Origin of the sequence: Rhizobium sp. H4 (assembly GCF_003013335.1) — a bacterium.
GTDB lineage: Bacteria > Pseudomonadota > Alphaproteobacteria > Rhizobiales > Rhizobiaceae > Rhizobium > Rhizobium sophoriradicis.
The window spans coordinates 326097-350943 of record NZ_PSOW01000004.1; the positions used below are offsets into that span (position 1 = coordinate 326097).

The 24847-nt window shown below is 62.4% G+C and carries 26 protein-coding genes; 16 read left to right on the forward strand and 10 right to left on the reverse strand.

What is annotated here, in order from left to right; translation table 11 throughout:
* Nucleotides 1-83: 83 nt before the first annotated feature.
* On the reverse strand, nt 84-668 hold the full coding sequence (locus C4N04_RS08490) for an XRE family transcriptional regulator (RefSeq protein WP_040111560.1): 585 nt from the start codon (nt 666-668) through the stop codon (nt 84-86).
* Nucleotides 669-829: 161 nt separating this feature from the next.
* Between C4N04_RS08490 and C4N04_RS08495 the strand changes: the two genes are divergently transcribed.
* The 4 genes from C4N04_RS08495 to C4N04_RS08510 are packed head-to-tail and all read left to right on the forward strand — an operon-like array spanning nt 830 to nt 2669.
* A complete protein-coding gene (locus C4N04_RS08495) occupies nt 830-1315 on the forward strand; it encodes a fasciclin domain-containing protein (RefSeq protein ID WP_106795815.1) in 486 nt (161 codons plus the stop codon).
* Between the two features lie 26 nt (nt 1316-1341).
* A complete protein-coding gene (locus C4N04_RS08500) occupies nt 1342-1566 on the forward strand; it encodes a DUF378 domain-containing protein (RefSeq protein WP_009990023.1) in 225 nt (74 codons plus the stop codon).
* A 60-nt stretch (nt 1567-1626) separates the two neighbouring features.
* Entirely contained in the window at nt 1627-2115 is a 489-nt protein-coding gene (locus C4N04_RS08505; RefSeq protein ID WP_106795816.1) for a TspO/MBR family protein, read from the forward strand.
* Complete coding sequence (locus C4N04_RS08510; RefSeq protein ID WP_106795817.1) at nt 2112-2669, forward strand: hypothetical protein; 558 nt, start codon at nt 2112-2114, stop codon at nt 2667-2669. Before C4N04_RS08505 ends, C4N04_RS08510 begins: the two co-directional genes overlap by 4 nt.
* Nucleotides 2670-2852: 183 nt before the next feature.
* Here the strand turns inward: C4N04_RS08510 and C4N04_RS08515 are convergent, their stop codons facing one another.
* Nucleotides 2853-3749 carry a LysR family transcriptional regulator gene (locus tag C4N04_RS08515; protein WP_106795818.1) on the reverse strand — a complete coding sequence of 299 codons (897 nt, stop codon included), beginning with the start codon at nt 3747-3749 and terminating at the stop codon, nt 2853-2855.
* A 134-nt stretch (nt 3750-3883) separates the two neighbouring features.
* Here C4N04_RS08515 and C4N04_RS08520 point away from each other — a divergent pair, with 134 nt between their 5' ends.
* Entirely contained in the window at nt 3884-4870 is a 987-nt protein-coding gene (locus C4N04_RS08520; RefSeq protein WP_106795819.1) for an MBL fold metallo-hydrolase, read from the forward strand.
* Between the two features lie 253 nt (nt 4871-5123).
* Here C4N04_RS08520 and C4N04_RS31560 read toward each other — a convergent pair whose 3' ends face one another.
* On the reverse strand, nt 5124-5489 hold the full coding sequence (locus tag C4N04_RS31560) for a hypothetical protein (protein ID WP_199852455.1): 366 nt from the start codon (nt 5487-5489) through the stop codon (nt 5124-5126).
* 212 nt (nt 5490-5701) lie between these two features.
* On the opposite strand from C4N04_RS31560, the gene C4N04_RS32105 reads away from it, so the two are divergent.
* Nucleotides 5702-5839 (forward strand): hypothetical protein, encoded by a 138-nt coding sequence (locus C4N04_RS32105; protein WP_245425555.1) that lies wholly within the window; start codon nt 5702-5704, stop codon nt 5837-5839.
* 43 nt (nt 5840-5882) lie between these two features.
* Here the strand turns inward: C4N04_RS32105 and C4N04_RS08535 are convergent, their stop codons facing one another.
* Nucleotides 5883-6782, reverse strand: a complete 900-nt coding sequence (locus C4N04_RS08535) for an AraC family transcriptional regulator (RefSeq protein ID WP_096763581.1) — start codon at nt 6780-6782, stop codon at nt 5883-5885.
* Nucleotides 6783-6951: 169 nt separating this feature from the next.
* Between C4N04_RS08535 and C4N04_RS08540 the strand changes: the two genes are divergently transcribed.
* The gene (locus C4N04_RS08540) at nt 6952-7710 is read left to right on the forward strand and encodes an SDR family oxidoreductase (RefSeq protein WP_096763582.1); all 759 of its coding nucleotides are present in this window, start codon (nt 6952-6954) and stop codon (nt 7708-7710) included.
* Nucleotides 7711-7814: 104 nt separating this feature from the next.
* Here C4N04_RS08540 and C4N04_RS08545 read toward each other — a convergent pair whose 3' ends face one another.
* The gene (locus C4N04_RS08545) at nt 7815-8717 is read right to left on the reverse strand and encodes a LysR family transcriptional regulator (RefSeq protein ID WP_096763583.1); all 903 of its coding nucleotides are present in this window, start codon (nt 8715-8717) and stop codon (nt 7815-7817) included.
* A gap of 317 nt (nt 8718-9034) precedes the next feature.
* Here C4N04_RS08545 and C4N04_RS08550 point away from each other — a divergent pair, with 317 nt between their 5' ends.
* The gene (locus C4N04_RS08550) at nt 9035-10072 is read left to right on the forward strand and encodes an aldo/keto reductase (protein WP_106795874.1); all 1038 of its coding nucleotides are present in this window, start codon (nt 9035-9037) and stop codon (nt 10070-10072) included.
* 290 nt (nt 10073-10362) lie between these two features.
* Nucleotides 10363-11211, forward strand: a complete 849-nt coding sequence (locus tag C4N04_RS08555; RefSeq protein WP_106795821.1) for an SDR family oxidoreductase — start codon at nt 10363-10365, stop codon at nt 11209-11211.
* A 49-nt stretch (nt 11212-11260) separates the two neighbouring features.
* Here C4N04_RS08555 and C4N04_RS08560 read toward each other — a convergent pair whose 3' ends face one another.
* The 3 genes from C4N04_RS08560 to C4N04_RS08570 are packed head-to-tail and all read right to left on the reverse strand — an operon-like array spanning nt 11261 to nt 14350.
* Entirely contained in the window at nt 11261-12361 is a 1101-nt protein-coding gene (locus tag C4N04_RS08560) for a D-TA family PLP-dependent enzyme (RefSeq protein WP_106795822.1), read from the reverse strand.
* The gene (locus tag C4N04_RS08565; protein WP_106795823.1) at nt 12362-13837 is read right to left on the reverse strand and encodes a M81 family metallopeptidase; all 1476 of its coding nucleotides are present in this window, start codon (nt 13835-13837) and stop codon (nt 12362-12364) included.
* Nucleotides 13838-13867: 30 nt separating this feature from the next.
* On the reverse strand, nt 13868-14350 hold the full coding sequence (locus C4N04_RS08570; protein WP_106795824.1) for a hypothetical protein: 483 nt from the start codon (nt 14348-14350) through the stop codon (nt 13868-13870).
* 111 nt (nt 14351-14461) lie between these two features.
* Here C4N04_RS08570 and C4N04_RS08575 point away from each other — a divergent pair, with 111 nt between their 5' ends.
* The 5 genes from C4N04_RS08575 to C4N04_RS08595 all read left to right on the forward strand — a co-directional run bounded on the left by C4N04_RS08575 (nt 14462) and on the right by C4N04_RS08595 (nt 19140).
* Nucleotides 14462-14851 (forward strand): RidA family protein, encoded by a 390-nt coding sequence (locus C4N04_RS08575; protein ID WP_106795825.1) that lies wholly within the window; start codon nt 14462-14464, stop codon nt 14849-14851.
* Nucleotides 14852-14872: 21 nt separating this feature from the next.
* Nucleotides 14873-15736: a MurR/RpiR family transcriptional regulator gene (locus tag C4N04_RS08580; RefSeq protein ID WP_106795826.1), complete on the forward strand. Its 864-nt coding sequence runs from the start codon at nt 14873-14875 to the stop codon at nt 15734-15736.
* Between the two features lie 24 nt (nt 15737-15760).
* On the forward strand, nt 15761-16537 hold the full coding sequence (locus tag C4N04_RS08585; RefSeq protein ID WP_106795827.1) for an SDR family oxidoreductase: 777 nt from the start codon (nt 15761-15763) through the stop codon (nt 16535-16537).
* Nucleotides 16538-16638: 101 nt separating this feature from the next.
* Nucleotides 16639-17862, forward strand: a complete 1224-nt coding sequence (locus C4N04_RS08590) for an MFS transporter (protein WP_106795875.1) — start codon at nt 16639-16641, stop codon at nt 17860-17862.
* Between the two features lie 75 nt (nt 17863-17937).
* Nucleotides 17938-19140, forward strand: coding sequence for an ROK family transcriptional regulator (locus tag C4N04_RS08595; RefSeq protein WP_077989585.1), 1203 nt, complete (start codon nt 17938-17940; stop codon nt 19138-19140).
* 71 nt (nt 19141-19211) lie between these two features.
* On the opposite strand, the gene C4N04_RS08600 is transcribed toward C4N04_RS08595, so the two are convergent.
* The gene (locus C4N04_RS08600; protein WP_106795828.1) at nt 19212-20222 is read right to left on the reverse strand and encodes a DMT family transporter; all 1011 of its coding nucleotides are present in this window, start codon (nt 20220-20222) and stop codon (nt 19212-19214) included.
* A gap of 277 nt (nt 20223-20499) precedes the next feature.
* Between C4N04_RS08600 and C4N04_RS08605 the strand changes: the two genes are divergently transcribed.
* Nucleotides 20500-21240: an AraC family transcriptional regulator gene (locus C4N04_RS08605; RefSeq protein ID WP_077989765.1), complete on the forward strand. Its 741-nt coding sequence runs from the start codon at nt 20500-20502 to the stop codon at nt 21238-21240.
* Between the two features lie 113 nt (nt 21241-21353).
* Here C4N04_RS08605 and C4N04_RS08610 read toward each other — a convergent pair whose 3' ends face one another.
* Nucleotides 21354-23375, reverse strand: a complete 2022-nt coding sequence (locus C4N04_RS08610) for a beta-N-acetylhexosaminidase (protein WP_106795876.1) — start codon at nt 23373-23375, stop codon at nt 21354-21356.
* Between the two features lie 389 nt (nt 23376-23764).
* Between C4N04_RS08610 and C4N04_RS08615 the strand changes: the two genes are divergently transcribed.
* The gene (locus C4N04_RS08615; RefSeq protein ID WP_106795829.1) at nt 23765-24673 is read left to right on the forward strand and encodes a flagellin; all 909 of its coding nucleotides are present in this window, start codon (nt 23765-23767) and stop codon (nt 24671-24673) included.
* The last annotated feature ends 174 nt before the right edge of the window (nt 24674-24847 follow it).

A 24847-nucleotide genomic window follows, 5' to 3' on the forward strand; every position in this document is an offset into this window, starting at 1 on the left:
GATTAGCCCGACCTCGATCCAGACATCCTCCACCCAATGCGGCCCATGAATGGGATTTCCGGGAGTACGCAGCCAACGGCCGCCTAAGGAGAAATCACAACAAGAGCGCTGGAAATTTCCTCGCCTTCCCGGCGGTAACTGTGCGGAACGCTTGAGTCAAAATAGATGGCGTCGCCGGCATCCAGCGCCGTCTCCTTGCCGTCCACATTGACGACAAGCCGACCGCTGAGCACGTAGATGAACTCAGCACTGCCATGTTGATGCGGCTCCGAGGGTGGCGAATCGATCGGGAACTCGGCGTAGAACGCCTCCATGCGGCGGTCAGCAGCGGGATAGTCCAGGCTTTCGAAGAAAAAGGCAGGGCGCTTTTCGCCCGGCGGGCTTGGAAGTTTGAGACGCTGCTCCTTTCGAACGACCGCGATGAGCGGCTCCTCCTTGTCGGCTTTGAAGAAGTGATCGAGGCCGACCCCAAAAACCATGGCGATGCGAAGCAGCGTCGGCAACGTAGGAAACATCTGCCCGCGCTCGATCTTCGAAAGCATCGCAGGCGAGAGCCCTGTATGCCCCGCCAGTTGCACCAGCCCCAGCTTCTTTCTCAGGCGCAGTGCTTTGATACGAGGGCCGATCGCGTAGCGCTGAAGCTCGTTGGAGAGCGTGTCGGAAAGCACGTCGTAAACTCCTTTTCGTTTCGGGAAACTAACATGGCGGCAATTTTCACCACAAGAAAATTGTGTTTGTCCTCACGAAAATTTGAGTGGCAATAAAACCGATGTTCTCCAAATGAAAATGGTGAGGTGCAATGGGCACCCGTCATCGAGAGGAGAATGACATGAAAATGAAGAGCCTTTTGTTCGCTGCAGCGATGGTGTTCGGCAGCAGCTTCAGCGCAGTCGCCGCGGAGAAGGATGTTGTCAATACTGCCGTGGAGGCAGGTAAATTCAAGACGTTGGCGACCGCGCTCGAAGCGGCAGGCCTGGTCACCAGTCTCAAAGGAGCAGGTCCGTTCACGGTCTTTGCTCCGACCGATGAAGCCTTCGCCAAGTTGCCGGCCGGTACCGTCGAAAGCCTGTTGAAGCCGGAGAACAAGCAAAAGCTCACCGAGATACTCACTTACCATGTGGTCGCGGGGAAGGTCATGGCTAAGGACGTGGCCGGTATCGATGAAGCGAAGTCGGTCAATGGCAAAATGATCGACATCGACGTCGATGGCTCCACAGTCAAGGTCAATGACGCCGCCGTCACCTCTGCCGACATTGCTGCCTCGAACGGCGTCATCCATGTCATCGACAAGGTGATCATGCCGCCGGAAGGCTGACCGCGTCCTCGATCTGGAGAACAACCATGAAGATCATCAACATTGTCACGCTCACCCTCCTAGTCGTAGGCGGGCTGAACTGGGGTCTGGTCGGGCTATTTGGCTTTGACCTTGTGGCCGCCATCTTCGGGGCTGGCTCGGCTCTCGCCCGGATTGTTTACATCCTGGTGGGGCTATCGGCGGCCTGGCAGGTCATACCCCTGTCTTCTGCAATGGGCTCCGGCGAGTTTGCCGCTCGCCAGAACCGATAGGATGTTCGGAGGGACCCGCTTACAGCGTGGGCGGTTCCCTCCATTTTTTGGCGGATGGACATGCATTCCCTCCTTGTGCTGGTCGCCTTCCAGGTCGCGAGCTTTGCCGCGGCGGCTACCGGTGTGATGTTCCGGCCAGGCGACTGGTACAAGCAGCTCGACAAGCCGGATTGGCGCCCGCCGGATTGGCTGTTCGCCCCGGTCTGGACGGTTCTTTATGCATCGATCGGATTGTCGGGCTGGCTCCTATGGCGAGAGGCAGGCGTTACTGGCGCAGCACTCCCGCTCGGCGTCTATGCAGTCCAACTTCTGCTCAATGCTGCGTGGTCGCCGCTTTTTTTTGGACTTCACCGACCCGGGCTAGCCGCGGCGGAGATCATGCTGCTTTGGGGTGCGATTCTGGCGACAATCATCCTGTTTTACCCGGCGAATGCGGCGGCTGCCTTGTTGCTTGTTCCTTACCTTATGTGGGTGAGTTTTGCAGCGGCACTGAACCTCTCGATCTGGCGGCGCAACCGCTCGAAACCACTATTGGAGGGCGCCCGATGAAGGTGCGGTGGCTCGTCGTGAATGATCGGATGCAGCAAGGCTACCGATACGCTCTCGCTGCACCAATCGGCAGCAAGTTTCATCCCGATTTCCGGCCGGAGCTGACACCCGCCGAGATGCTTGCGCTTGGCGTGTTCGGCGGCAAGTACATGACGGATTGTCGCGACGAATTCCCGGAAAGTTGGTTTGCAGAGGCCCGTCTGTCGTCGCTGCGAAAAGATCCGTCGCTGAATTGCTTCGGTGTCGACGCCAGCCAACCGCTCAGCGTCTGGCGGGCCAAGGGATGGATACACCCCGACGATCCGCGTGGCTGGTTCCAGTGGTACTGCCGCTATTACCAAGGTCGCCGCATGCCCGGCGAGGGCGAGCGGCAGATCGCCCGTTGGAAAGCCATTCGCCGTCATGTCGCTCAGCTTCGCCGAGCCTGCGAGCCTGGAGATTGCTGGTGCCGGCCGCGTCAGCGCCAGGCTCTGATGCATTGGGCATATGACAGCCGCTCGAATTTAATAATCCATTTGCTGCTGCAGGGCATCGCCAGCGACGCGTGCAACTGACCGATATGGACGTGATCAACCCGGCGGCGGTCCGAACGGCTCGTTCGGCGCCGGCGGATCGGCCTGGCCGAATTGACTCGCGTGGCGCTTCCACGGCCAGGACGCCGCCGGCTGCGGACTTCGGTCGTATGGCTGCATTGCGCCGCTCGATCAGTTCTCTACGACGTCGACGCGACGGGTGCTCTAGTACGCCATCTGCGCGCGTAGGCGCGGCACGATCCAGTCGAGGAAGCAGCGCACCTTCTGCGACAGGGGATCGGCTGGCCCATGCATCACGTTCACCGGCAGCGGTTCCGGCGCGAACGCCGTCAGTAATTCCTTCAGAGCGCCGGAGCGCAGCTGATCGGAAATCTGGTAAGATAGGACGCGGATAATGCCGATTCCTGCGAGTGCAGCCTGAACGGCCGCCTCCGTCGTGTTGACAGCGAGTTTGGGGCGCGGCTCGATGCTGAAGGCTGGACCGTCCCGGCGATAGCGCCATTCCGGCGCGGTCGCAAAGCCCTGGAAGCTGATACCGTCATGTCCGACAAGCTCTTCCGGCTGCCGCGGGACGCCTCGGCGCGCGAGATAGTCGGGGCTGGCGCAGATCACCCGGCGGACACTGCCGACGCGCGTTGCGATCAGTGCACTGTCCGTCAGGTGGCCAATTCTAAGAGCCACGTCAACCTGCTCGTCCGCCAGATTGATCTGCCGATCAACCAGCGTCAGGCGCAGATTGATATTGGGTTGCTCCTTCAAGAATTCCAGCGCGATTGGCAGCAGATGACGTTCGCCGAAAGCAACAGGTGCGGTCACATGGAGCCCACCACGCAGCGCGCCATGGTCGCCGCTCGCCTGCCGCTCCGCCGCATCCAGCTCATCAAGGATACGCCGCGAGGCGGCGACGAAGGCGCGCCCCTCCTCGGTCAGCGAGAGGCCCCGGCGAGTGCGCAGCACCAAGGGCACGCCGAGATGCCTTTCAAGATCGGCGACCTTACGGCTGACGGTGGCAAGCGGTGCATGCAGTCGCCGCGCCCCGGCAGAAAGGCTGCCAGCGTCGACCACCGCCAGCAGCACCGTCATCGCGTCAAAACGGTCCATCCAAATCCTTCCGCAATCTGGGAGGAAAGTTCCCAAAATGGCAGGATACCCTACTGTTTGTGGATGTCATAGCTTCACCTTCGTTCAAGGGCGCTGCCCGGTTCCCCATATTCCAAATGATCAGGAAGGACGTCATGCCCAAACTTTCGCGTCGTGCCTTTGCAAGCGCTCTCCCTCTCGGCCTCCTCGGGGGAAGCCTCCTCGGCGGAGGAATGATTGAATGCTCGTCTGCGCTTGCCGCGACACAGGATACCGGTAAAGCGCCGGTCAGTGTTACGCCGCTCGCGCAGATCCGCATCGGTCGTTTCACGGTAACGGCGGTGACGGATGGGTATGCGGATATGCCCTACAATTATTTTCCCGGGCGCACCGCGGCGGAGGTTGAACAGGCGGCAGTCGCGCAGTTCACCGCTCGCCCCAGCGGGGTGCGGTTCCTCTTCAACCAGTATCTCGTCGAGGATGGCGAACGCCGCATCCTCATCGACGCCGGTGCGGCAGGCTCGATCGGGCAAACCGGCCGACTGCCGCAGGCGCTCGCCGCGCTCGGCTTGCAGCGAGACCAAATTGACGCGGTGATCGTGACGCATATGCATCAGGACCACATGGGCGGGCTGATTCTCGGAGGCAAGAACAACTATCCCAACGCGGAACTCTATATAGATCGGCGCGACGTCGCCCATTGGACCGATCCGGCCAAGCGCAACGGCGCGCCCGATTATCTGCAGACCAGTTTCAAGATGGCCGACGAGGTCGTGCGCCTCTACCCCAGACTTCAGGCGATCGACGGAGAGCGAGAAATCGTGCCGGGCGTCTCGATCGTCGACCTGACCGGCCACACACCAGGCCATATCGGCGTGCGGGTCGAGGATGGCGGACAGAGCCTCATCATGGTTTCGGACATGATCTTTCCCGTCGTTCATCCTGGGGCGACCGATGTGTTCTTCCTGTTCGAGCAGGATCCTGCGGCGGCCAAGTCGATGCGCGACCGGTTTTTCCCTCGCGCCGCTTCGGAAGGCGCCCTCATCGCCGCCACGCACATGCCCTTCCCAGGGCTCGGCCGTGTCGTTGCCGACCATGGGCAGATGCGCTGGCAGGTCGCGGACTGGGGTTTGCAGAACTGAGGTCCGCTCCGGCGGTGGTCTCGGCAACGAAGGCTTAGACGGCGGTAGCCGATTGCGGCTTCGAAGCCGCCCCCTCGGATGTCTGCACGCACCAGCGGCCGCCGCCGGTAGCGATTCGACAAGCACCGCGTGCGGCTTGTTGCCGGAGAAATGCGCCGACGGATCCCGTCGCGCGATTGGCGCGGCGCGACTGTTGAACTGCGGTCAGGCGGGCACGGGCGCATTCGCCAAGATGAGTTTGCTTTCGCGCAGTTCATTCCAGAAAGACTTGGGAATGCTGACCTTCATCGGCTGGATATTCGCTTCCATCTGGCCCGGTGGCGGAGACGATCGAGGGTGCGGCGGCAAACTGCAGGGCGGCGGTGCGGATGTCGATGCCATGACGCCTCGCGACTTCGGCGAGGCGCGCACGTTTTTCGACCACGCCAGCAGGCAGGTTCTCGCTGAAGTGATAGCGGTTGCGACCACCGAGAAATCCACCGTTCAAGGGAGTCCCGACGGTGACCGTGATGCCCTTGCTCGCCAGAGCGGGAACGTCTCGGTTAACGCTTCCTCGTGATCGAGGATGCTGTATTGGCAGGCAAGAAGGACAATATCGGGCGTCGCTGGTTGCTGCCATCACCGCTGCTTCCGGAGGATACAGGACGACCGGCGTCGTGCGTGCGCTGGAGTGGCTCAAAGCCAATTACACCAGGCCCTTGCGGGTCGAGAAGCTTGCAGAGCTTGCCGGAATGGCGACCTCTACCTTCCACCATAATTTTCGAAACCTGACAGGGGACAAGCCCGCTTCAGTACAAAAAGACCCTGCGTCTTTATGCAGCCCGCAATGTCATGTTGACCGACCGCATGGACGCCAACAGCGCCGCAATCCGGGTAGGCTATGAGAGCGTTCAACAGTTCAGCCGCGAATATTCCAGGCTGTTCGGCGCCCCGCCGAGGCGCGATGTCGAGAGGCTTCGCCGAAATTGATTGCCTGCATCCAAGTTTGGTGGAGAACGTCGTTCAAGCGCGCTCAGTTGGTCAATGCGGCATCGATCTGTTTGCGCATCTGGCGGATATCGCGGGCGGGCGGCGCGCCGAACTGTCGGAGGTATTCGCGGCTGAATTGGGATGCGCTCTCATAGCCGACCGCGAAGGCGACGGCCGAGGCGTTATAATCGCCTCCCAGCAGCAGCCGGCGGGCCTCCTGCAGGCGAAGTTGCTTCTGGTATTGCAGCGGGCTGAAGCCGGTGATCGCCGAAAAGTGCCGGTGCAGGCTCGCTCGGCTCATGCCGCTCGCCTCGCACACGGCATCAATCCGCAATGGCTGGTCGTGATTGTCCCTGATCCATGCAATGGCGCGGCGGATGCGGGTCAGCGGCCCCTCGGGCTGCGCGATCTGGCGGAGAAGGCGCCCCTGCGGGCCTTGCAGGAGACGATATAACAATTCCCGCTCAACCATCGGCGCGAGAACCGGGATGTCGGCGGGCCTGTCCAGCAGCGAAAGCAACCGGAGCAGCGCATCACGAAGCTCGACCGTCATCGGATTGATCGACAGACCGAGCTGCTCGCCATCGGTTTCCCGCTTGGGCGGCATGGCAGCGGCCAGTTCTGCCAGCAAGGCGGGATCGAGTGTCAATGAGACGGCGACATAAGGGCGATGCTGGCCGGCGTCCAACACCTGCCCCATCAGCGGCAGATCGAGGGCGCTCACCAGATATTGCGAACTGTCGTAGCTCAGAAGGCTGTCGTTGAAGGCGACGCGTTTGGAACCCTGAAGAATGAAGCAAACCATCGACCGATAAAGGCAGGGCGTCTCACCGGTCGGGCGATCGCCGACCAGCAGCTCGACGCGCGGGATCGGCGTGAGCAGAGTATCAGGCTTGGCGTGGCGCAAGGCGATCTCAAGATGCTGTTCGAAGACTTCGGTCATTCCGGGACTATGTCAGTAGCTTTGGCATCGAGCAAGCCGGTTGAGACAATTGGGCAAGATGTTGATCCGATCAGGCGGGTTTGGGTGACGGCTTGTCGCTACCTTTGAGAAGCAGGCGGCGCTCATCGTGAGCGGCCGTTCGCCGAACAATCTCTCTCGAAGGCAGAACATGACCAACAGAATCGCTCTCATCACCGGCGCCAGCCGCGGTCTCGGCCGCGCCATGGCGCTCCACCTCGCCGACCGTGGTGTCGGCATCATCGGCACCTACCGCACGGGCGCCGCCGAAGCCGATGCGTTGAAGAATGAAATCGAAGCAAAGGGCGGCAAGGCCGCCATGATCCCGCTTGATGTGACCGACACGTCGGGCTTTCCGCTTTTTACCGAAGCAGTGGCCACGGCGCTGGACGGCACCTTTGGCCGCCAGCAGTTCGACTATCTCGTCAATAATGCCGGCATCGGCCTCTTCGCCAATTTCGGGGAGACGACGGAAGAACAGTTCGACGCCCTGGTGGCGACACATCTGCGCGGTCCGATCTTCCTCACCCAGAAGCTTTTGCCGCTGATCCAGGACGGCGGCCGTATCCTCAATGTCTCTTCCGGCTTCGTCCGATTCACCCTGCCCGGCTACAGCGTCTATGCGGCAATGAAGGCGGCGACCGAGGTCCTCACGCGCTTCATGGCCGTCGAACTGGGTGAGCGCAGGATCCGGGTGAATGTCATCGCTCCCGGCGCGATCGCCACCGATTTTGGCGGCGGCGCGGTGCGCGATAACGAGGCTGTCAACGCTTTCGTCGCCCAGGGTATCGCGCTCGGCCGGGTCGGTCTGCCGGACGATATCGGCAGCGCTGTCGCCGCAATCCTCTCCGACGACATGGGCTGGGCGAACGGCACCTGCTTCGACATCTCGGGTGGCCAGATGCTGTAACTGCGGCCATGGCTGCGCAAGGAGTGCGTGGAGCGTTCATCGTACCGAGGCTTATTGCCTCGGTACACTGAATTCACGGCGAACCGCAATCCATCAAGCAAGCGTTAGGAATTTGAAAGGTCGAAACGTTTGACGTGATCAATGAAAGCCCGCAGCTTGGGATGAACCTGGGAGCGCTGCGGATAATAGAGATAGACTCCCGAGCTGGTCCCGGTGAACCGGCCGAGGATCACTTCGAGCTTGCCGCTCCTCAGCTTGTCGCTGATCGCCTCTTCGGGACTATACACCACGCCCAGGCCCGCGACAGCCGCGTCGATTGCCTGTAGCACATCATTCAAGATCAGCGGCCCCTTCACCTGGACCTCGAACTCCTTTCCGTCGCTCTCGAATTCCCACCGGTCGTAGACGCGGCTGCCGGCACCCGCACAGATGCACGGATGCCCCAGCAGCTCTTTCGGATGCTCCGGGCGCCCATGTTCCGCGAAGTAGGAGGGTGCGCCGGCAACAACCCAGCGAACGGGACCGAAGAGTTTAACGGCCACCACGTCTTTTGCCAGGATGTCGGAGACGCGGATCCCGGCATCGAAGCCCCTCTCGAAGATGTTGGTGGCAGCGTTTTCGAAGAAGATTTCCACCGTCACATCGGGGTACTTCTTGATGAAGCTCGCGACCGCGGGCTTGAGGAAATTCGGGTAAACCGTCTGCGGGACATTCAACCGTAAACGACCTGCGGGTTTGTCGGCGGCATTTCCCGCGTCGCTCATCGCGGCCAGGATCGTTTCCAGCGCCGGCCCTGCCTGTTCCAGCAACTTCTCCCCGGCTTCCGTCAGGCTCGTCGCTCGCGTGGTTCTTGTCAGCAGGGTGACGCCCACACGCGCCTCCAACTGCCGGATGGTCTTGCTGATGGCCGGCGGAGAGATCCTCAGCGCTTCGGCTGCCGCCGAGAAATTCCGCTTCTCGGCGACAAGGGCGAAGGCCAGCAGACCATCGAGCTGATCCTTATCCATTATGAACTCCTGGTTAATGACGCATCAACCAGACTGCCATTTTTGGAAATTTTAGACCAGCGTAATCTCCCGCCAGTTCTCGGAGGCGTAGCGGCTCAGCGGTGCGCCGAGGCATGTTGCAACCCTACCGGAGGTGCAGACCCATGAAACAGCACACTGACCACGGACTTGAAGCCGATGCTCCCGCAATGCCGGACCGTCGGAAATTATTTGCCGCAGGCCTCGGCATTGCCGCAGTCTCTATGCTGCCGCTGACCGCCGCCAGAGCCCAATCGGCGGCGACGGCAGCCGCTGCAACAGCGGCAAAACCAGCAGGCGTGCAGCGCCGCAAACTCGGTTCACTGGAAGTTTCCGCCCTCGGCATGGGTTGCCAGAACTTTGCCGGCATGTACGGCCCGCCCACCAACAGGCAGGAAGCGGTCCGGATCATCCGCGCGGCTTACGAGCGGGGCGTGACGTTCTTCGACGTCGCAGAAGTCTATGGACCGTTCCTGGGCGAGGAAATTACCGGCGAAGCACTGTCGCCGATCCGTGATCAAGTCGTTATCGCCACCAAGTTCGGGTTTGACATCACGCCGGAAGGTCAGGTTCGCGGCGTCAACAGCCGCCCCGACCATATCAAGCGGGTCACCGAGCAACAGCTTCGCCGGCTGAAGACCGACTACATTGATCTTCAGTACCAGCATCGCGTTGATCCCAGGGTGCCGATCGAGGACGTGGCCGGCGCCGTGCAGGATCTGATCCGCGAAGGCAAGGTCCGGCACTTCGGCCTCTCTGCTGCGGGCGAGGCGACCATTCGCCGGGCGCACAAGGTACAGCCGGTCACAGCGGTGCAGAATGAATATTCCGTCTGGACGCGTGATCCGGAGATGGAAGTTCTCGCCACCTGCGAGGATCTGGGCATCGGCTTCGTGCCGTGGAGCCCGCTCGGGATGGGATATCTGACCGGTACCGTTACCCCGATGATCGTCCACGGCCCTGCCGATCTGAGAGCCAACCTGCCCCGCTTCACGCCAGAGGCGCGCCGCGCCAACTGGCCCGTGGTCGAACTGCTGCAGCGCGTGGGCGCGCGTCATCAGGCTGCGCCCGGACAGGTCGCCCTCGCCTGGCTGCTCGCCCGCAAGCCGTGGATCGTTCCTATCCCCGGGCCGACGACCCAGGACCAGATGGATCAGAACATGGACGCGCTTCAGGTCCAGTTGAGTGCCGCCGACATCAAGGAGATCGATGATGGTTTCGCTCAGATCAAGGTCCAAGGCGCGCGACTGAGCCCGCCGATGCTCGCGATGATCGATACCGGCGCCAAGCTTGGAACGAGCTCCAAGGGCGGAAGCGGGATGTCGCCCCTTCGGTAACAAGCTGAGGAGCCGGTGGGCTTAATGTCTGTCGGTTCCATCCCGGGGCGCTGCAGCTGCGCCGCCGCTTCTGCAGTCGGGCGGTCCGGCATTCCGGATCGGTATCAGGCCAGACAGAGCAGTAAAAGGAACGATATAGCCATGACCAACACCAATCGGGTTGCAGTGGTAACCGGGGCTTCCTCCTGATCGGCGAAGCGCTTGCCCGCCGTTCAGGCGATGTGAGGCGCCTTTCCGTCGGCCGCACAAGCGGCCATGGATGGATAACAAACAACAAAAGGGAATACCCGATGCGTAACGACGTCTGGTTCATCACCGGCGCAGGCCGTGGCCTGGGCCTGGACATTGCAAAGGCCGCACTGGCGGCGGGTCACCGGGTGGTCGCCACCGGGCGCGATCCAGAGAAGGTGACGAAGGCCGTGGGTGTTTCCGAACACCTGCTTGTCGTTAAGCTCGATGTTACAAGCGCCGCCAATGCGGAAGCCGCTGCGCAGGCGACGTTCAAGCGGTTCGGACGGATCGACGTGTTGGTCAACAACGCGGCGAGCTTTTATGCGGGGTATTTTGAGGAGTTGTCTCCCGAACAGATGGAGCTGCAGCTCAGTACCAGCCTTGGTGGCCCCATGAACGTGACTCGCGCCTTTCTGCCGGCCATGCGCAAGCAGCGCTCGGGCAAGATCATTTCCATCTCTTCATCAGCCGGGCTCATGGGCTTCGAGTTTAGCTCCGCCTACTCGGCTTCCAAATTTGCCCTTGAGGGCTGGATGGACGCTCTGCACGCCGAAGTCAGCCCGTTCGGCATCCAGACGATGATCGTCAATCCCGGCTTTTTCCGAACGGAACTGCTCACTGAGGCATCCACCAATTATGCGGCGCCGACGATCGAAGATTATGCCGAACGCCGAAGCCAGCAGACTGCGTTCTATAAAGGACAGAATGGCAAGCAGGGCGGCGATCCCACCAAGCTCGCACGTGCCCTGATCACGCTCTCGGCCCAGGACCAACTCCCACAACGTTTCATCGCGGGTGCTGACGCCATCCAGGTTGCTGAGCAGAGGATAGCCTTCCTGCAGCAGCAAATCGAGACCTACCGCCAGCTGTCGAACTCGCTCGCAATCGGCGAATACAGCAACGGCTAAACCGTCAATCAAACAACCGCAACGGCGTTCGGCACCGCCGGAGCCGCCCCTACCAGACGAGGCCGCGGGCCGCGACCTCCTCGACGCGGGTCACCACGCCGCCGCGATGAAACACCATCGTGTCGAACAGGTTGGAAACCACGCAGGTGTGGTTCGGGATGATGAAGAGCTTTTCGCCGATCTGCGGCCGAGGGCCGGTGCAGGTTGAGAGATCGATGACGCCGTGTTCTTCCGAGAGGCTGGTGATCCGCGCCTGGGGATAGCCGACGATCAGGCCGTAATCGCTGAAGCCCTGGAGGTCCGAGGTCAGCGCCTTCGAGCCGGCGTCGATGACGGCGCGGTCGGCGGTCGGGCGGGAGACGACGGTGGCGAGCACATGCATGGCGCAATCGTCCTCGGTGCAATGGCCCATGCGCACCATCTGGCGGTCGTTATAGATATAGGTGCCGGCGCGGTGTTCGGTGGCGGATTTCACGAGATGCGCCTCGAACAGGCTCGGCGTTCCGCCATTGCTGACGATCGGGCAGGCAATGCCGTCCGATTGCAGGCGCTGCAGCGTCTCGACGATGAAGGCCTCGACGGCGGCGGCCGATTGCGGCTTCGGATAGGTGACGATGCCGCCGAAGGTGAGGCCGTCGGCAGCGGTGATGCGCCTGGCGAGCGAGGCCGCCTCATCCGGCGTCTGCACGCCGCAGCGGCCGCCGCCGGTGTCGCATTCGACCAGCACGGTCAGCGGCTTGTGGCCGGAAAAATGGGCGGCGAGCTCGTCGACCGTCACTTCGCTGTCGGCGACGACCTTGAGGGCTGAAATGCGCGCGTTCAGCCGGGCGAGGCGCTCGAGTTTCTGCTGTCCGAGGATGTTGAATGTGATGAGGATGTCGTTGAAGCCGGCTTCGGCGAAGACTTCCGCTTCGGTGACCTTCTGGCAGTTGATGCCCTTGGCACCGGCGGCGACCTGGGCGACGGCGAGCGCCGGGATCTTGTGCGTCTTGATATGCGGGCGGAAGTTCAGCCCGTACTCGTCCATATAGGATTGGACGCGGGCGATATTGGCGGCCAGCCGGTCTTCGTCGATCACGGGGCGCGGCGTCGAGAGATCGGCGATCCGGTCCCCTGCCCTGGCGACGACGGCAAAGCTGCGATCAGGCATTCAGGCGGCTCCGCGTTTTAACCCATGTGGATCGGCCACGATCGGCCAAATCGTCTTCGGCGCCCGCCGGTACGGCGTCGTCGCCGGATTATTGGGATAGGGCGTTCCGGCGGAGCAGTAAAGGATTTCCGCGGCGATCTTCGAAAAGGAGGCGAAGAAATGATTGGTGGATTTGATCACCAGGATCTTCTGCTTGGTCGGGTCGATGCCCATCACCGAAAACAGGCTCGGATCGAAGCTCTGGGCGCGCGTCGAATTGAGGATGATGTCGATGCCATCGAGAACGATATGGGCGGCATCGCCGAAGGGCGCCAGGCTCTCGCCGAACTGCATCTCGGCATTCCTCACCAGCCTGACGACCTTGACCGTGCCGTCGATCGGATTGCCGGTGCCGGGCGCCGATTTGGCGCCGAAGCGCAGCGGAATATCCGCCCCCTCGCCCGCCGCAAAACAGATCTGCACCGCCATCGGATCCCAGATGGTGCCGATTGCGGCACTCCTGACGCCGCGGGCCATCAGCTCGCCGAGGATGACGGTCGCATCACCCGCTGTGCCGCCGCCCGGATTGTCCCAGACATCGGCGATGACGACGGGCCATGCGGTGGCGGCGATGGCGCGCGAGACGGCTTGCCTCTCGTCGATCTGCGGCACCATGAAGGTGCCGCGCTTGGAAAAGAGTTCGAGGCCGAGCTCGCGCGCTAGGGCGGCGCCCTTTTCCGGCCTGTTGTCGGAGACGACGAGCAGCTTCGTTCCCATTTCGGGAACATCGCCGACCATGAAACCGTGGATCACCGAGATCGACAGGATCTCGGGATCGTCCTTTTCGATCCGCATGATCTTGTCGACGAAGGAGCGCATCGGCTCGCGCGAGGTCGGGAAGACGTCGATCATGCGGCAGTCGAACACTGACATGACAGGCTTGACCCGGCCTTCCAGCGTGTCGACGGCGATGCGCCAGAGATCCTCGGCGCGGTCGACGAAATCGGTATGCGGAAATTCCTTGAAATAGACGGCGAAATCGAGCGCCGCGACGCGCTTGGCGGTGAGATGGCTGTGCGGATCGAGTTCGGCGCAGATGAGGATATCGGGGCCGACGATGTCGCGCATGCGGGAGAGAAGGTCGCCTTCCGTATCCTCGTAGCCGGCCGCCACCATGGCCCCGTGCAGGCCCATGACGACGGCATCGACTGGCATGGCCGCGCGGAGCTGGCCGAGGATTTCGTCGCGCAGCTCCTCATAGGTCGTCCGGTTGACGAGACCCGCGGGATCGGCCCAGGTGGCGGTGCCCTCGATCAGCTCCCAGCCCTTTTCTCTGGCGACGCGCCGGCCGACGGTGATCGGCGCGGTGCAGAGCGTCGGTGTATCAGGATGCTGGCCGGGCGGGGCATAAAGCGAGGCTTCGAATGCGCGGCGATCCACGCAGATCGGGGAGAAGGTGTTGGTCTCGGTCGCCAGTGCTGCCGTGAATATGCGCAAGAAAGTGGCCTTCGTGTTGTCGGCCCCGCTTCACCCCATCGGGTTCGGCAGGTAGCCGGTGAAACCTGAGATCTTCCAGCGTCCCTGCTGCAGCCGGCAATAATAGAGCGTCTGCCATTGCAGGACATCGCGGGTGCCGTCGGCCTTGGTGATGCCGCCGTCGAATTTCTTGCGGACAAGCGCTGTCTCGCCTTCGATCTCGATATCTTCGAGCGTCGTCGTGGTGAAGATCGCCGTGCGCGGATCTTCGGCGAAGCTCTGCCCGGCGAAATCTCTCGCCTGCCTCAGCCACTCCTCGCGATAGGCCGAAAGCGAGGGAAAGGCGAGCCGCCATTTATCGGGGTTCACCTCCTTGCGGCCGTCGATGCCGATGAAGCCCTCTTCGACGAAATCATCCTCGACCATCGACCAGTCGGCGGAAAGAAAAGCATCGATATCGCGCGAAACGAGCATTTCCCAGATCGCCTGCCGGGCGCCGTCGGATGGGAAGGGGTTCTGAAAAGGATCGCGCATGTGTGCCCCGGATTGAAATTCTTTTCATAAATCGCGTTTTTCACTGGTCAAATTCTGCTTTCTATGGTCATTTGTCAACGTATCAAGAAAATAATTTGCAAGGACTTCAGCATGCCCATCAAGCGCTATGGCACGGTTCAAACGGGCGCCGGCGGCAAGACGCTGCCATTCGCGCGTGCGGTCGAAGCCGATGGATGGCTCTATGTTTCCGGGCAGGTTGCGATGGAAGACGGCGAAATCATCGACGGCAATATCATCGCCCAGACCCACAAGACGATCGCCAATGTGCTGGCGATTCTCGATGAGGCCGGCTACGGCGTCGAGCATGTCGTGCGGGTCGGCGTCTGGCTCGACGATCCGCGCGACTTCTGGACCTTCAACAAGATCTATCAGGAGTATTTCGGCGAGCATCCGCCGGCACGCGCCTGTGTGCAATCGTCGATGATGGTCGATTGCAAGGTTGAGATCGACTGCGTGGCCTATAAGAAGAAGGACGCATAGGAAAAATCGGTGGGAGTCGGTTTGGATATCTTTTCGACATTGCAGGAAGATAAGAGCCGGCTTTCTCCTTCGGAAAACCGCATCGCGGAGATCATCGTCAACGATTTCGAGTTTGCGGTGAACGCCTCGATCATCGAGCTCGCCGAACGGGCCGAGGTCTCGCCGCCGACCGTCACCCGCTTTTGCCGGCGGCTCGGCTGCGAGAGCTTTTCCGATTTCAAGGTGCAGCTCGCCCGCACCGCCCATATCGGCGTGCGTTATCTGAAGCCGGAATCGAAAAGCACCGAGCCGGCCGATGTCGCCCAGGATATCATTACCAAGGCGCAGAACGCGCTGTTTCTGCTGCACCGCTCGCTCGATCTGGCGGCGATCGAAGCGGCGGTTTCCCATATCGCCAAGGCCGACATGATCTATGCCTTCGGCTCGGGCGGCAATTCGTCGATGATCGCCGACGAGCTGCAGAACCGGCTCTTCCGTCTCGGGCTGCGCATCACCGCCAGTTCCGATCACAGCATGCAGCTGATGATGGCGGCCGCGGCCCGGCCGGGCGACGTGCTGATCGGCTCGTCCTTCTCCGGGCGCAATCTGGAGCTGGTGCGCGCCTTCGAGCTTGCCCGCGGCGCCAAGGTGAAGACGATCGCGCTCACCCAGACGGCAAGCCCGGTTGCCAAGGCCGCCGAAATCGTCGTGCCGATCGACCTTCCCGAAGGCAACAACATCTACCGTCCGACCTCGACGCGCATTGCCTACATCGCCACGGTCGATATTCTTTCGAGCCTGGTCGCCTACGCCGTCCAGCCAAAGGCGACGACCACGCTTCGGCGCATCAAGCAGCAGCTCGTCATCCACCGCGACGGCGACGACCGGCAATTGCTTGGAGATTGAACCCATGAGCGGGAGCGACGGACAATGACCCAATCGGCAGCCATCGTCACAGGGGCGGCGGGCGATATCGGTGCGGCGATCGCCGTCCGGCTTGCCGATGATCATGACGTCGTGCTGCTCGCCGACATCGATGCCGCGGCTGCGGCCGCCGTCGCCTCGAGGCTCGGGCCGGAGGATCGCTTCGTCGCCGTCGGCTGCGATGTGACCAGCGAGAGGAGCATATCAGAACTGGCAAAACGCGCGGCTGATATCGGCGTGGTGCGAACCCTCGTCAACAATGCCGGTGCGGCCCGCGCCACCAGCCTGCACGACACGACGCCGGAGATCTGGCGGGCGGACAATGCGCTCAATCTCGAAGCCGCCTTCCTGTGTTTCCGCGCCTTCGAGCCGATGCTGAAGGTCTCCAAAGGCTCCGTCGTCAACATCGCCTCGGTCAACGGCATGAACGTTTTCGGCCACCCGGCCTATAGCGCCGCCAAGGCCGGGCTTCTGCATTTCACCCGGCTTGTCGCTGTGGAATACGGCAAGTTCGGCATCCGCTCCAATGCCGTCGCCCCCGGCACCGTGAAGACGCAGGCCTGGGAGGCGCGCGCCGCCGCCAATCCGAATGTCTTCGAGGAGGCGCGCCGCTGGTATCCGCTGCAGCGCGTCGTCGATCCCCGCGATGTCGCCAATGCCGTGGGCTTCCTTGCCGGCCCGCTCGCCGCCGCCATAACAGGGGTCTGCCTGCCCGTCGATTGCGGGCTGACGGCAGGCCAGGCCGAACTGGCGCGGACCTTCTCCCAATCGGAGCATTATTGATATCAGGCGCTCCGATCTGAGCCGACAAGACAGCATAATTTGACCTTTTGGACTGCCCGCCGTGGCCGCGCCTGCCGATTTTCCTGACGATTGATGATCTGATGAGCCGCCTCTTCCCTGAAGTCTTCCGCAATCCGGCGATCCGCGCCAGCATGATCGCCATTTTCACCTTCGGCATGGCCGGGGCGATGACGGCGCCCTATCGTTCGATCGTCGGCATCCGCGAGCTGGGGTTGAGCGACGGGCTCTATTCGTTCCTGAGCTTCGCCTCGGCGGCGGTGAATGTGGTGATCAGCGTCCTGCTCGGCAATCTCGCCGACCGGCTCGGCGAATACCGTTCGGCGATGATCGGCACCTGTCTCTTCGGCATCGTCGGCTACGGCATGGTCTATACGTTTCCGAGCGCGGCCACCTTCGCCGTCAGCGCGCTGCTGCCGATGCCGATCTACGGGGCGCTGAACTCGCTGCTGTTTGCCAATGCGCGCGCGGCGATGCAGGGCATGAGCCGGAACGACGTGGTGACGGCCAATTCAGGCGTGCGGGCGATGATCTCGCTCTCCTGGGTGCTGATCCCCGGCATGACGGGCCTTGTGCTTTCGGGTGCATCGAGCATGCTGCCGGCCTATCTCTTCGCCGCCATCGCGTGCGTTCTATGCCAGGGCATCATCCTCTTCGCTTTGCCGAAGCGGGTCGGAACGGAAATGGCGGCCGTTCACCATCTCACCTATCTCGGTGCGCTCAGGCAGGTGGTATCGCCGCGGATTTCGGCGCACATCGCAGGTGTGGCGCTGATCACCAGCACGCTGCATCTGAACGACGCCCTGCTGCCGCTGATCGCCACCGGCGCGGCGCATGGCCGGCTCAGCGATGTCGGCATCCTCGTCGGCATCGTCGCGCTTCTGGAGGTCGTCTTCATCATCGTCTGGTCGCGGATCGCGCGGAAGACCGGGCAGATGACGGCGCTTGCCGCCGGCACCATCATCTACGCGCTGTTCCTCAGCCTGCTCGGCTTTGCCTCCGCGCCATGGCACCTCTATGCACTGACCCTGATCGCCGGCATCGGTGCTGCGGCGATCATCAGCATTCCGATCACCTATCTGCAGGATCTCATTGCCGATCGGCCGGGGCTCGGCAGCGCCCTGATCTCCGTCAATATTTTTGCGAGCGCGGGGATCGGCGCTCTGGTCTTCGCCGCCGGCACGTGGCTTAGCAATTATTCCGGAACGGCCGTTCTCAGCGCCGTCACCGGATTGTCGGGGATCGCCCTCCTCGGCCTGCTGCAGCGCCGCCCTGCCGTTGCCGCTGCTGACACCGAGGTTCAATAGGCCGAAGGAAGAATGTGGCTTTCATCCCTACCCGTCTTGTGACAAGGGTGGTGAGGCATATCCTCTGAAGGCGACATGAAGGCGATCTCCGGCACGAATCTCGAGCAGGCCAAGTCTCACAATCGGCGGGTGGTGATCGAGTTGATCCGCACGCATGGCTCCCTGTCGCGGGCGGCAATCGCCCGGATGACGGCGCTGACGCCGCAGACCGTGTCGAACATTGTCGAGGAGCTGGAGAGGTCGCATCTGCTTGTCGCCGCCGAGGCGCAGAAGCTGGCGCGCGGCCAGCCGATCATTCCTTATTCCATCAATCCGGCCGGCGCCTATTCGATCGGCCTCGAACTTGGCCGCCAGCGGGCGAGCGGCGTGCTGACCGATCTTGCCGGCGCCGTCTGTGCGCGCGTCGAACGCCAGATCGAACACCCCGATCCGCAGCGGGCGATGCCGGTCCTCCAGTCGATCGTCGAGCATCTCAAACAGGCCTCCGCCTTCGATCAGGAGCGGCTGCTCGGCGTCGGCATCGCTCTGCCCGGCCGCTATGCCGAGGGCGGCACCACCTCTTTGAGCCCGCAGAGCCTGCCCGGCTGGCAGGGGTTTCCCGTCGGCCACGAGCTGAAACAGCGGCTCAACGTGCCGGTGCTGGTCGAGAACGATGCGACGGCGGCTGCGATCGGCGAGCGGCTTCACGGCGTCGCCCGCGGCCTCGCCAGCTTCGTCTACCTGTTTCTGGCCGGCGGCGGCGGTATCGGCGCCGGCATGTTTCTCGACGGCCATCTCTACAAGGGCAGCCGCAACAATGCCGGCGAGATCGGTCACGTCATCGTCGAGCCGCATGGCAGGCTCTGCAGCTGCGGCAAACGCGGCTGCCTGGATCGCTATATCTCGGCGTCGGTTGCCTATGAATTCATGGGCATTGCCAATGCCGGGGAAATGTCTTCAGACGATCTCGATGCGCTGATCGCCAAGGGCGGCGAGGGTCTGGACGCCTGGCTCGATCAGGCCGTCCAGCCGCTGCGGCAGACCGTCGATTTCCTCGAACTTGCCTTCGATCCTCAGACCATCGTGCTCGGCGGCAGCCTGACGACCTCGCTGATGCGCCGGCTTGCCGAACGGCTGGAGCCGCTGCACGATCCGATCGACCCCGCCCGGCAGCGGACGGTGCCCCGCGTGATGATCGGCATGACCGGCAAGGACACCGCCATCCTCGGCGCCGCCGCCCTGCCGATCTTTTCCGAAACAAATCCGCGCTTCGACGTGCTGCAGAAGCCGGTCGGCTAAAAAGGTTGGCCGATATTTTGACGATTTCCCGTTAGCTTAGAGAGTAGGTCAACGGCCACGGGATATGCCCCTCACCCTAGCCCTCTCCCCGTTATGACGGGGAGAGGGGACGTGCCCTGCGAGAGGTTGGCGAGGGACGGAGGGGTTGCGGCATCTTCCCTTCTCCCCGCGGGCGGGGAGAAGGTGGCGGCAGCCGGATGAGGGGCAGCCCTCTTGAGAGGGCGCGCAAAGATGATCACGTTGCCGAGAAGCGTCAGCGCCAGGCCGATCAGGCCGAGACCGCTCCAGTGGTAGCCCTCGAAGACCGTCGACAGCGACAGGGCGACGATCGGGAACAGCACGGTCGCATAGGCAGCCCGTGAGGAGCCGATGCGCGACACCAGCATCAGGTAGGTGGTGAAACCGATCACCGATCCGATCGCCGAGAGATAGAGCAGCGCGGCAAGATAGGTGATGCCTGATGGCGCCACGATCGGCGTCTGCGTCACGGCAATCAGCACGAGGAGGACGATCGTGCCATAGGTCATGCCCCAGGCATTGGCGGTCAGCGGTGAGATGCCGGCCGCGCTGTTGCGGCGCGATGCCATGTTGCCGAGCGAGAAGAACAGCGTGCCGAGCGCTGCGAGCCCGATCCCTTTCAACGTGCCCATATCGAAATCGACGACGACCTCCTCTCCGAACAGCAGGAGAAGGCCGGTGGCGCCGAGCGCCGCGGCGAGCAGCGTGCGGCCGGTAATGCGGTCGCCGAAGAAGAGGCGCGCATTGACGGCATTGTAGATCGTCGCGAGCGAGAAGATCACCGAGATCAGCCCTGAGGGAATCGAGGCGGCGGCATTGTAGAAACAGATGAAATTGAGGCTGAACAGGCAGAGCGCCTGCGCAAGGATGAAGGGTTGATCGCGCAAGGCAGGGAGCTTGAGCCTCCGCATGACGGCCAGGATGGCAACGAGGATCACGGCTGCCAGCGCAAATCGGTAAAAGACCGAGACCAGGACCGGCACCGGACCGACCTGCATCGCTATGGCGATCCAGGTCGTCCCCCATATGAGAACGGTCGCGATGAAAAGAACGGCGTTTGCCATGGAGTAATCCTCGTTTTCTCCACGAATAGGCAAATCGTGAGCAGGTCTCTTGCAGATTCTTGCTATGAAATCGATGTGCCCGGACTTCCCTCTCGCCATATCAGGCGTCTCTTCGTATTGTTCTGAAGGCGTGGCCAGCTGTGGGAAAGAATTGGTGAAAGATAGCCGCCTCTCGGTATTCAGGTTTTTGTCCGCCTCTCCCAAGGCGCGGATGTCACAGTCGATCGATCTCGGTTTCGGGCGATCGGCTGCCATCTGGAGCAATGCGCATGACCGGATGCGCTATGAGCGGCCGGACGGTCATACGTTCAGTCTTTATTTGAGCGGCGGCGCCGGAACGCGTCGGCTGGATGGCGGCCCCGACGCGCGCGGCCGTCCTGGTGTGCTGTGCATCATGCCGCAGGGGCACTCGTCCGAATGGGAGATCACCGACTTCTTCGAATTCGTCCATCTGTATGTTCCCGACGATCAGATGCGCCGGATGTTTGCCGAGACCTTTGACCGCGATGCGCGGTTCATGGCTCTTGCCGAAGTGACCTTCGCCGATGCGCCCGCCTTGGCGCGGAGGCTTCGGCAGATGACGGAAGCGATGTTGGCGGGCGGCCATCTGCTGGCCGAAGAAGCGATGACGCAGGCGATCCACGACCTCTTCGTCGATCCGCGCTATGGAGGCATGCGTGCCCGCGCGATCAGCGGCGGGCTCGCGCCGCATGTGCGGCGCCGAACTCTGGATTATATCGAGGCCCATCTCGGCGAGACGATCCGCTTGCAGGATCTGGCTGATATCGGCCAGCTCAGCGCCTTTCATTTTCAGCGGATGTTCCGGGCAAGCTTTGGCGTGTCGCCGCATGGCTGGGTGGCGCACCGTCGTGTCGAGCGCGCCAAATCGATGTTATCGGGCATGGAGCCGATCGCGCAGATCGCTTCGGCCTGCGGCTTCAGCAGCCAGAGCCACCTGACGCGGGCCTTCAAGCTGGGCACTGGCGTCACACCCTCTGCCTACCGGCAGCGGCAGTGAAGGCCGGCGCTAAAGCGTGTCGCGATCTTTCAGATTCGCTTGTCACGCTTTAGGTCTTTGCTTTTACGCATGTCTTTATCGCAAAACCGCTGCACACTTTTGCGAGACATGCCTTACGACTGTTGCAGCCCGTAAAGCAGCGGCATCAGCCCTGCGAGCGCCTTGAAGCGCTCCCAGGATTTGGCCGGCGGCTTCGTCCAGCCGGTTTCGGCAAGCCCCGAGATACGCGGGAAGACGAGGCGGTCGAAGACGGCGCGGTCGGTCATCGGTTCCGACCATATGCAGGCCTGGATGCCGAGCAGCTGCTGTTTCTGCGCCGCCGTCCAGCCGCCCACCGGATCGAACTTATAGAGCTTTTCCGCGTCCGAATTCCCCGCCCAGCTGGCGCCCGGCTCGTCCCAATCGGGCCTCAGCGCCATGTCGAGGTAGTAGACCTGGCCGGGGCAGACGACCATCTGATAGCCGCGTTCGGCGAGTTCGGCCGAGACCTCGACATTGCGCCAGCTGCAGAGATAGCTCTTCTCCTTGTCGATGACATCGCCGTGTGCCGCTTCTTCCCAGCCGCCGGTGATGCAGCCCTTGCTTGCCAGGAAACGCTGCACGCGCTCCAGGAACTCCGCCTGCAGGATCGCTGCGCCCGAACCGTGAATATCGTCGGCGCCATGGGTATTGGTCACGACATTCAGTCGCTTGGCATGCGCATCGGCGACCGCGTCGCCGGCGACGGCGCGCAGGCGATCGAGTGCTGCCGGCGAACCGGACCATGCCCCGAGCGGCACCTCGTCGGCGCCGAGATGGATGACCTTGAACGGGAAGAGCTCGATCAGTTCGGAAAGGATGGTCTCGACGATCTCGTAGGTCTGCTCGCGGGCCGGATTGATGCAATTGTCGGGAAAGCCCTGGACCGAGTAGTAGCTGCCTTTCTCGGCCGGATCGCGCAGCTCCGGGATCGCCTGCTGCATGGCGTAGCAATGGCCGGGCATATCGATCTCGGGCACGATCTCGATGCCGAAGCTCTTCGCCTGGGCGACGATCTCTCGGATGACGGATTTGGTGTAGTAGCCGCCGGTTCGGGCCGGGCTCGACCCCAGCAGCGGCGGCACGGCAAGACCGTGGCCGCGCCAGGCGCCGATCTCGGTCAGGGCGGGATAGGCGTCGATCTCGACGCGCCAGGCCTCGTCGTCGGAAAGGTGCCAGTGGAAGCGGTTGAGCTTGTTCCAGGCAAGCACCGCCAGCAGCTTCTTGACCTCGGCGGCGCCGTAAAACTGGCGGGCGACATCGAGATGCAGGCCGCGCCAGCCCATCGCCGGCTCGTCGACGATCTCGCCGGCTCCAGGAAACTGGAAGACGCCGGGATGCAGCCTGGCGCCGCGCCAGATCTGGCCGAGCGTGACGAGGCCGTAGAGGAAGCCGGTGCGGCTGCTCGCCTCGACCGTCAGGGTCTCGTCGTCGAAGCTCAGCCGATAGGCTTCGGGGCCGAAGCCGGCGGCATCCTTCAGCATGACCGGGACCGCGCCTTCCGCCGCGCTTCGGACAATGCCCTCGACGGCGAAGAGATGGTCGACCAGCGTCGTGAAGCTTTGCGCCGCCGCCTCCCCTTCGCCGCTCTGCGCCAGCGGGGCAAAGCCGGCCGGCAGCGGCCGGCGCGAGGCGACCGCGACGTGGTTCGGCCAGGGGATGACCGAAATCTGAACGGGCGCGTTGGCGGGAACAGGATAGATCTCGGCGCCGCGCTTCAGCGCTGCATTGCTGACCGATGAGCGCGTCGGCTCGACACCCAGCACGATGGTGCTGCCATCCGAAAGCGCCAGATAGGCGCTAGTCGCGCCGTCCGTCCAGTGTCGGAACTGCCAGCTCAGCGCATAGACGGAGATCGTCCAGGTCTCGCCGGCGCCGAGCACGAAACCGGCCGGCGGCTGGAATTCGGTGAAATTCGAAAGCCGTTGCGAAACCGTCGCGCCTTCGACGCGCCCGGCGGGATCGACACGGCCCGGGCCGCTGACGCAGAGGGAAAAACTCGAAAGCGGTTCGCTGCCGAGGTTCTTGAGGCGCAGGACGTAGGAAAATTCCTTGCCGTCGGCAGGCGGGTTCCAGAGGGTTTCAAGCCGCAGGGTATTCGGTCGCGGTGTCGACATCATCACTCTTCCTTGAGGGGAAAACCAGGTTTTCGAGCGTTCCGGCACAGCGCCGGGATCGGCATGGCGTTGAAGTCAATCAAATTGATTTAATATTGATAGTCGGTTTTTCGCCGGGGCGTCAATCGCCGATGCGGAATTTCTGCGGCCGACCCCAGGGCCAATGCCGGCCGCCGATCGCGGATAATCCTTTTGGCCGAGGTGCATTTCGGGAAAAAATTTCGGCTGGCCGCCGTGCGTTAACCATTAAGGTACCTTTAAGTACAATAATTGATCCAACGATGGCGAATTGACCGCCCCATACGGGTCGATAAGCATGAGGCTGCTCGCCACGGCCCGGATGTTCCCGGGATGCAACCCATCCAACTTCCGAACCAGGCGAATTTCCAATGACGAGCATCAATACGAACAATTCCGCGATGGCTGCCCTCCAGACGCTGCGCAGCATCAACTCTAACCTCGAATCGACCCAGAACAGCGTTTCGACCGGTTATCGCGTCGACACCGCATCCGACAACGCCGCCTACTGGTCCATCGCCACCACGATGCGCTCCGACAACAAGGCGCTTTCGGCCGTCTCCGACGCCCTCGGCCTCGGTGCGGCAAATGTCGATACCGCTTACACGGCAATGGAAAGCGCCATCGACGTCGTCGACGAGATCAAAGCCAAGCTGGTCGCCGCCACCGAAGACGGCGTCGACAAGTCCAAGGTCCAGGAAGAAATCAGCCAGCTGCAGGAGCAGCTGATGAGCATCGCCCAGTCGGCGTCGTTCTCGGGCGAGAACTGGGTCGCCGGCGAGAGCGGCACGAAAAGCGTCGTCTCGTCCTTCATCCGCGACGGCTCCGGCGCCGTGTCCGTCAAGATGACGGAATATGCATTGGACACCAGCTCCGCCGGCAATGTGCTGTTCGGGATGAGCAGCGGGTCGATCGAAACCTCCTCGGGTATTCTCGGAACGGCGGATGCAAACGGCGATTCCGTCTACTCGCTCGACATTACCGACTTTACCACCGGTCAGATCCAGTCGGCGCTGTCGACCATCGAATCGGCGCTGTCGGCGATGACCTCGGCCGGTGCGCAATTGGGTTCGATCTCGACGCGCATCGAACTGCAGGAAGACTTCGTCAGTGCGCTTTCGGATTCGATCGACTCCGGCGTCGGCCGCCTGGTCGATGCCGACATGGAGGAGGAGTCGAGCAAGCTGTCGGCCTTGCAGACCCAGCAGCAGCTGGCGATCCAGTCGCTGTCGATCGCGAATTCGTCGTCCCAGAACATCCTGTCGTTGTTCCGCGGCTAATTCTGGTCGATGCAAAGGGAGCCCGGCGCATAGAACGCCCGGACCACATTCGCTGATCGAACCCCGAGCCTGGCCTTCCGGCCGGGCTCGGTTGCGTTTCGGGCAGGGAGCCGCATGTCACGATCCCTTGTCGATCTGCCGATCACCGGTAAGATTTCCCTCACTCTTTTTGCG

Excerpts from the sequence above, each read along its gene's own strand:
- C4N04_RS08495 (WP_106795815.1), top strand. The coding sequence starts at position 830 with ATGAAAATGAAGAGCCTTTTGTTCGCTGCAGCGATGGTGTTCGGCAGC.
- C4N04_RS08500 (WP_009990023.1), top strand. The coding sequence starts at position 1,342 with ATGAAGATCATCAACATTGTCACGCTCACCCTCCTAGTCGTAGGCGGG.
- C4N04_RS08505 (WP_106795816.1), top strand. The coding sequence starts at position 1,627 with ATGCATTCCCTCCTTGTGCTGGTCGCCTTCCAGGTCGCGAGCTTTGCC.
- C4N04_RS08510 (WP_106795817.1), top strand. The coding sequence starts at position 2,112 with ATGAAGGTGCGGTGGCTCGTCGTGAATGATCGGATGCAGCAAGGCTAC.
- C4N04_RS08515 (WP_106795818.1), bottom strand. The coding sequence starts at position 3,749 with ATGGACCGTTTTGACGCGATGACGGTGCTGCTGGCGGTGGTCGACGCT.
- C4N04_RS08520 (WP_106795819.1), top strand. The coding sequence starts at position 3,884 with ATGCCCAAACTTTCGCGTCGTGCCTTTGCAAGCGCTCTCCCTCTCGGC.
- C4N04_RS31560 (WP_199852455.1), bottom strand. The coding sequence starts at position 5,489 with ATGGCAGCAACCAGCGACGCCCGATATTGTCCTTCTTGCCTGCCAATA.
- C4N04_RS32105 (WP_245425555.1), top strand. The coding sequence starts at position 5,702 with ATGTTGACCGACCGCATGGACGCCAACAGCGCCGCAATCCGGGTAGGC.
- C4N04_RS08535 (WP_096763581.1), bottom strand. The coding sequence starts at position 6,782 with ATGACCGAAGTCTTCGAACAGCATCTTGAGATCGCCTTGCGCCACGCC.
- C4N04_RS08540 (WP_096763582.1), top strand. The coding sequence starts at position 6,952 with ATGACCAACAGAATCGCTCTCATCACCGGCGCCAGCCGCGGTCTCGGC.
- C4N04_RS08545 (WP_096763583.1), bottom strand. The coding sequence starts at position 8,717 with ATGGATAAGGATCAGCTCGATGGTCTGCTGGCCTTCGCCCTTGTCGCC.
- C4N04_RS08555 (WP_106795821.1), top strand. The coding sequence starts at position 10,363 with ATGCGTAACGACGTCTGGTTCATCACCGGCGCAGGCCGTGGCCTGGGC.
- C4N04_RS08560 (WP_106795822.1), bottom strand. The coding sequence starts at position 12,361 with ATGCCTGATCGCAGCTTTGCCGTCGTCGCCAGGGCAGGGGACCGGATC.
- C4N04_RS08570 (WP_106795824.1), bottom strand. The coding sequence starts at position 14,350 with ATGCGCGATCCTTTTCAGAACCCCTTCCCATCCGACGGCGCCCGGCAG.
- C4N04_RS08575 (WP_106795825.1), top strand. The coding sequence starts at position 14,462 with ATGCCCATCAAGCGCTATGGCACGGTTCAAACGGGCGCCGGCGGCAAG.
- C4N04_RS08585 (WP_106795827.1), top strand. The coding sequence starts at position 15,761 with ATGACCCAATCGGCAGCCATCGTCACAGGGGCGGCGGGCGATATCGGT.
- C4N04_RS08590 (WP_106795875.1), top strand. The coding sequence starts at position 16,639 with ATGAGCCGCCTCTTCCCTGAAGTCTTCCGCAATCCGGCGATCCGCGCC.
- C4N04_RS08595 (WP_077989585.1), top strand. The coding sequence starts at position 17,938 with ATGAAGGCGATCTCCGGCACGAATCTCGAGCAGGCCAAGTCTCACAAT.
- C4N04_RS08600 (WP_106795828.1), bottom strand. The coding sequence starts at position 20,222 with ATGGCAAACGCCGTTCTTTTCATCGCGACCGTTCTCATATGGGGGACG.
- C4N04_RS08605 (WP_077989765.1), top strand. The coding sequence starts at position 20,500 with ATGCGCTATGAGCGGCCGGACGGTCATACGTTCAGTCTTTATTTGAGC.
- C4N04_RS08610 (WP_106795876.1), bottom strand. The coding sequence starts at position 23,375 with ATGTCGACACCGCGACCGAATACCCTGCGGCTTGAAACCCTCTGGAAC.
- C4N04_RS08615 (WP_106795829.1), top strand. The coding sequence starts at position 23,765 with ATGACGAGCATCAATACGAACAATTCCGCGATGGCTGCCCTCCAGACG.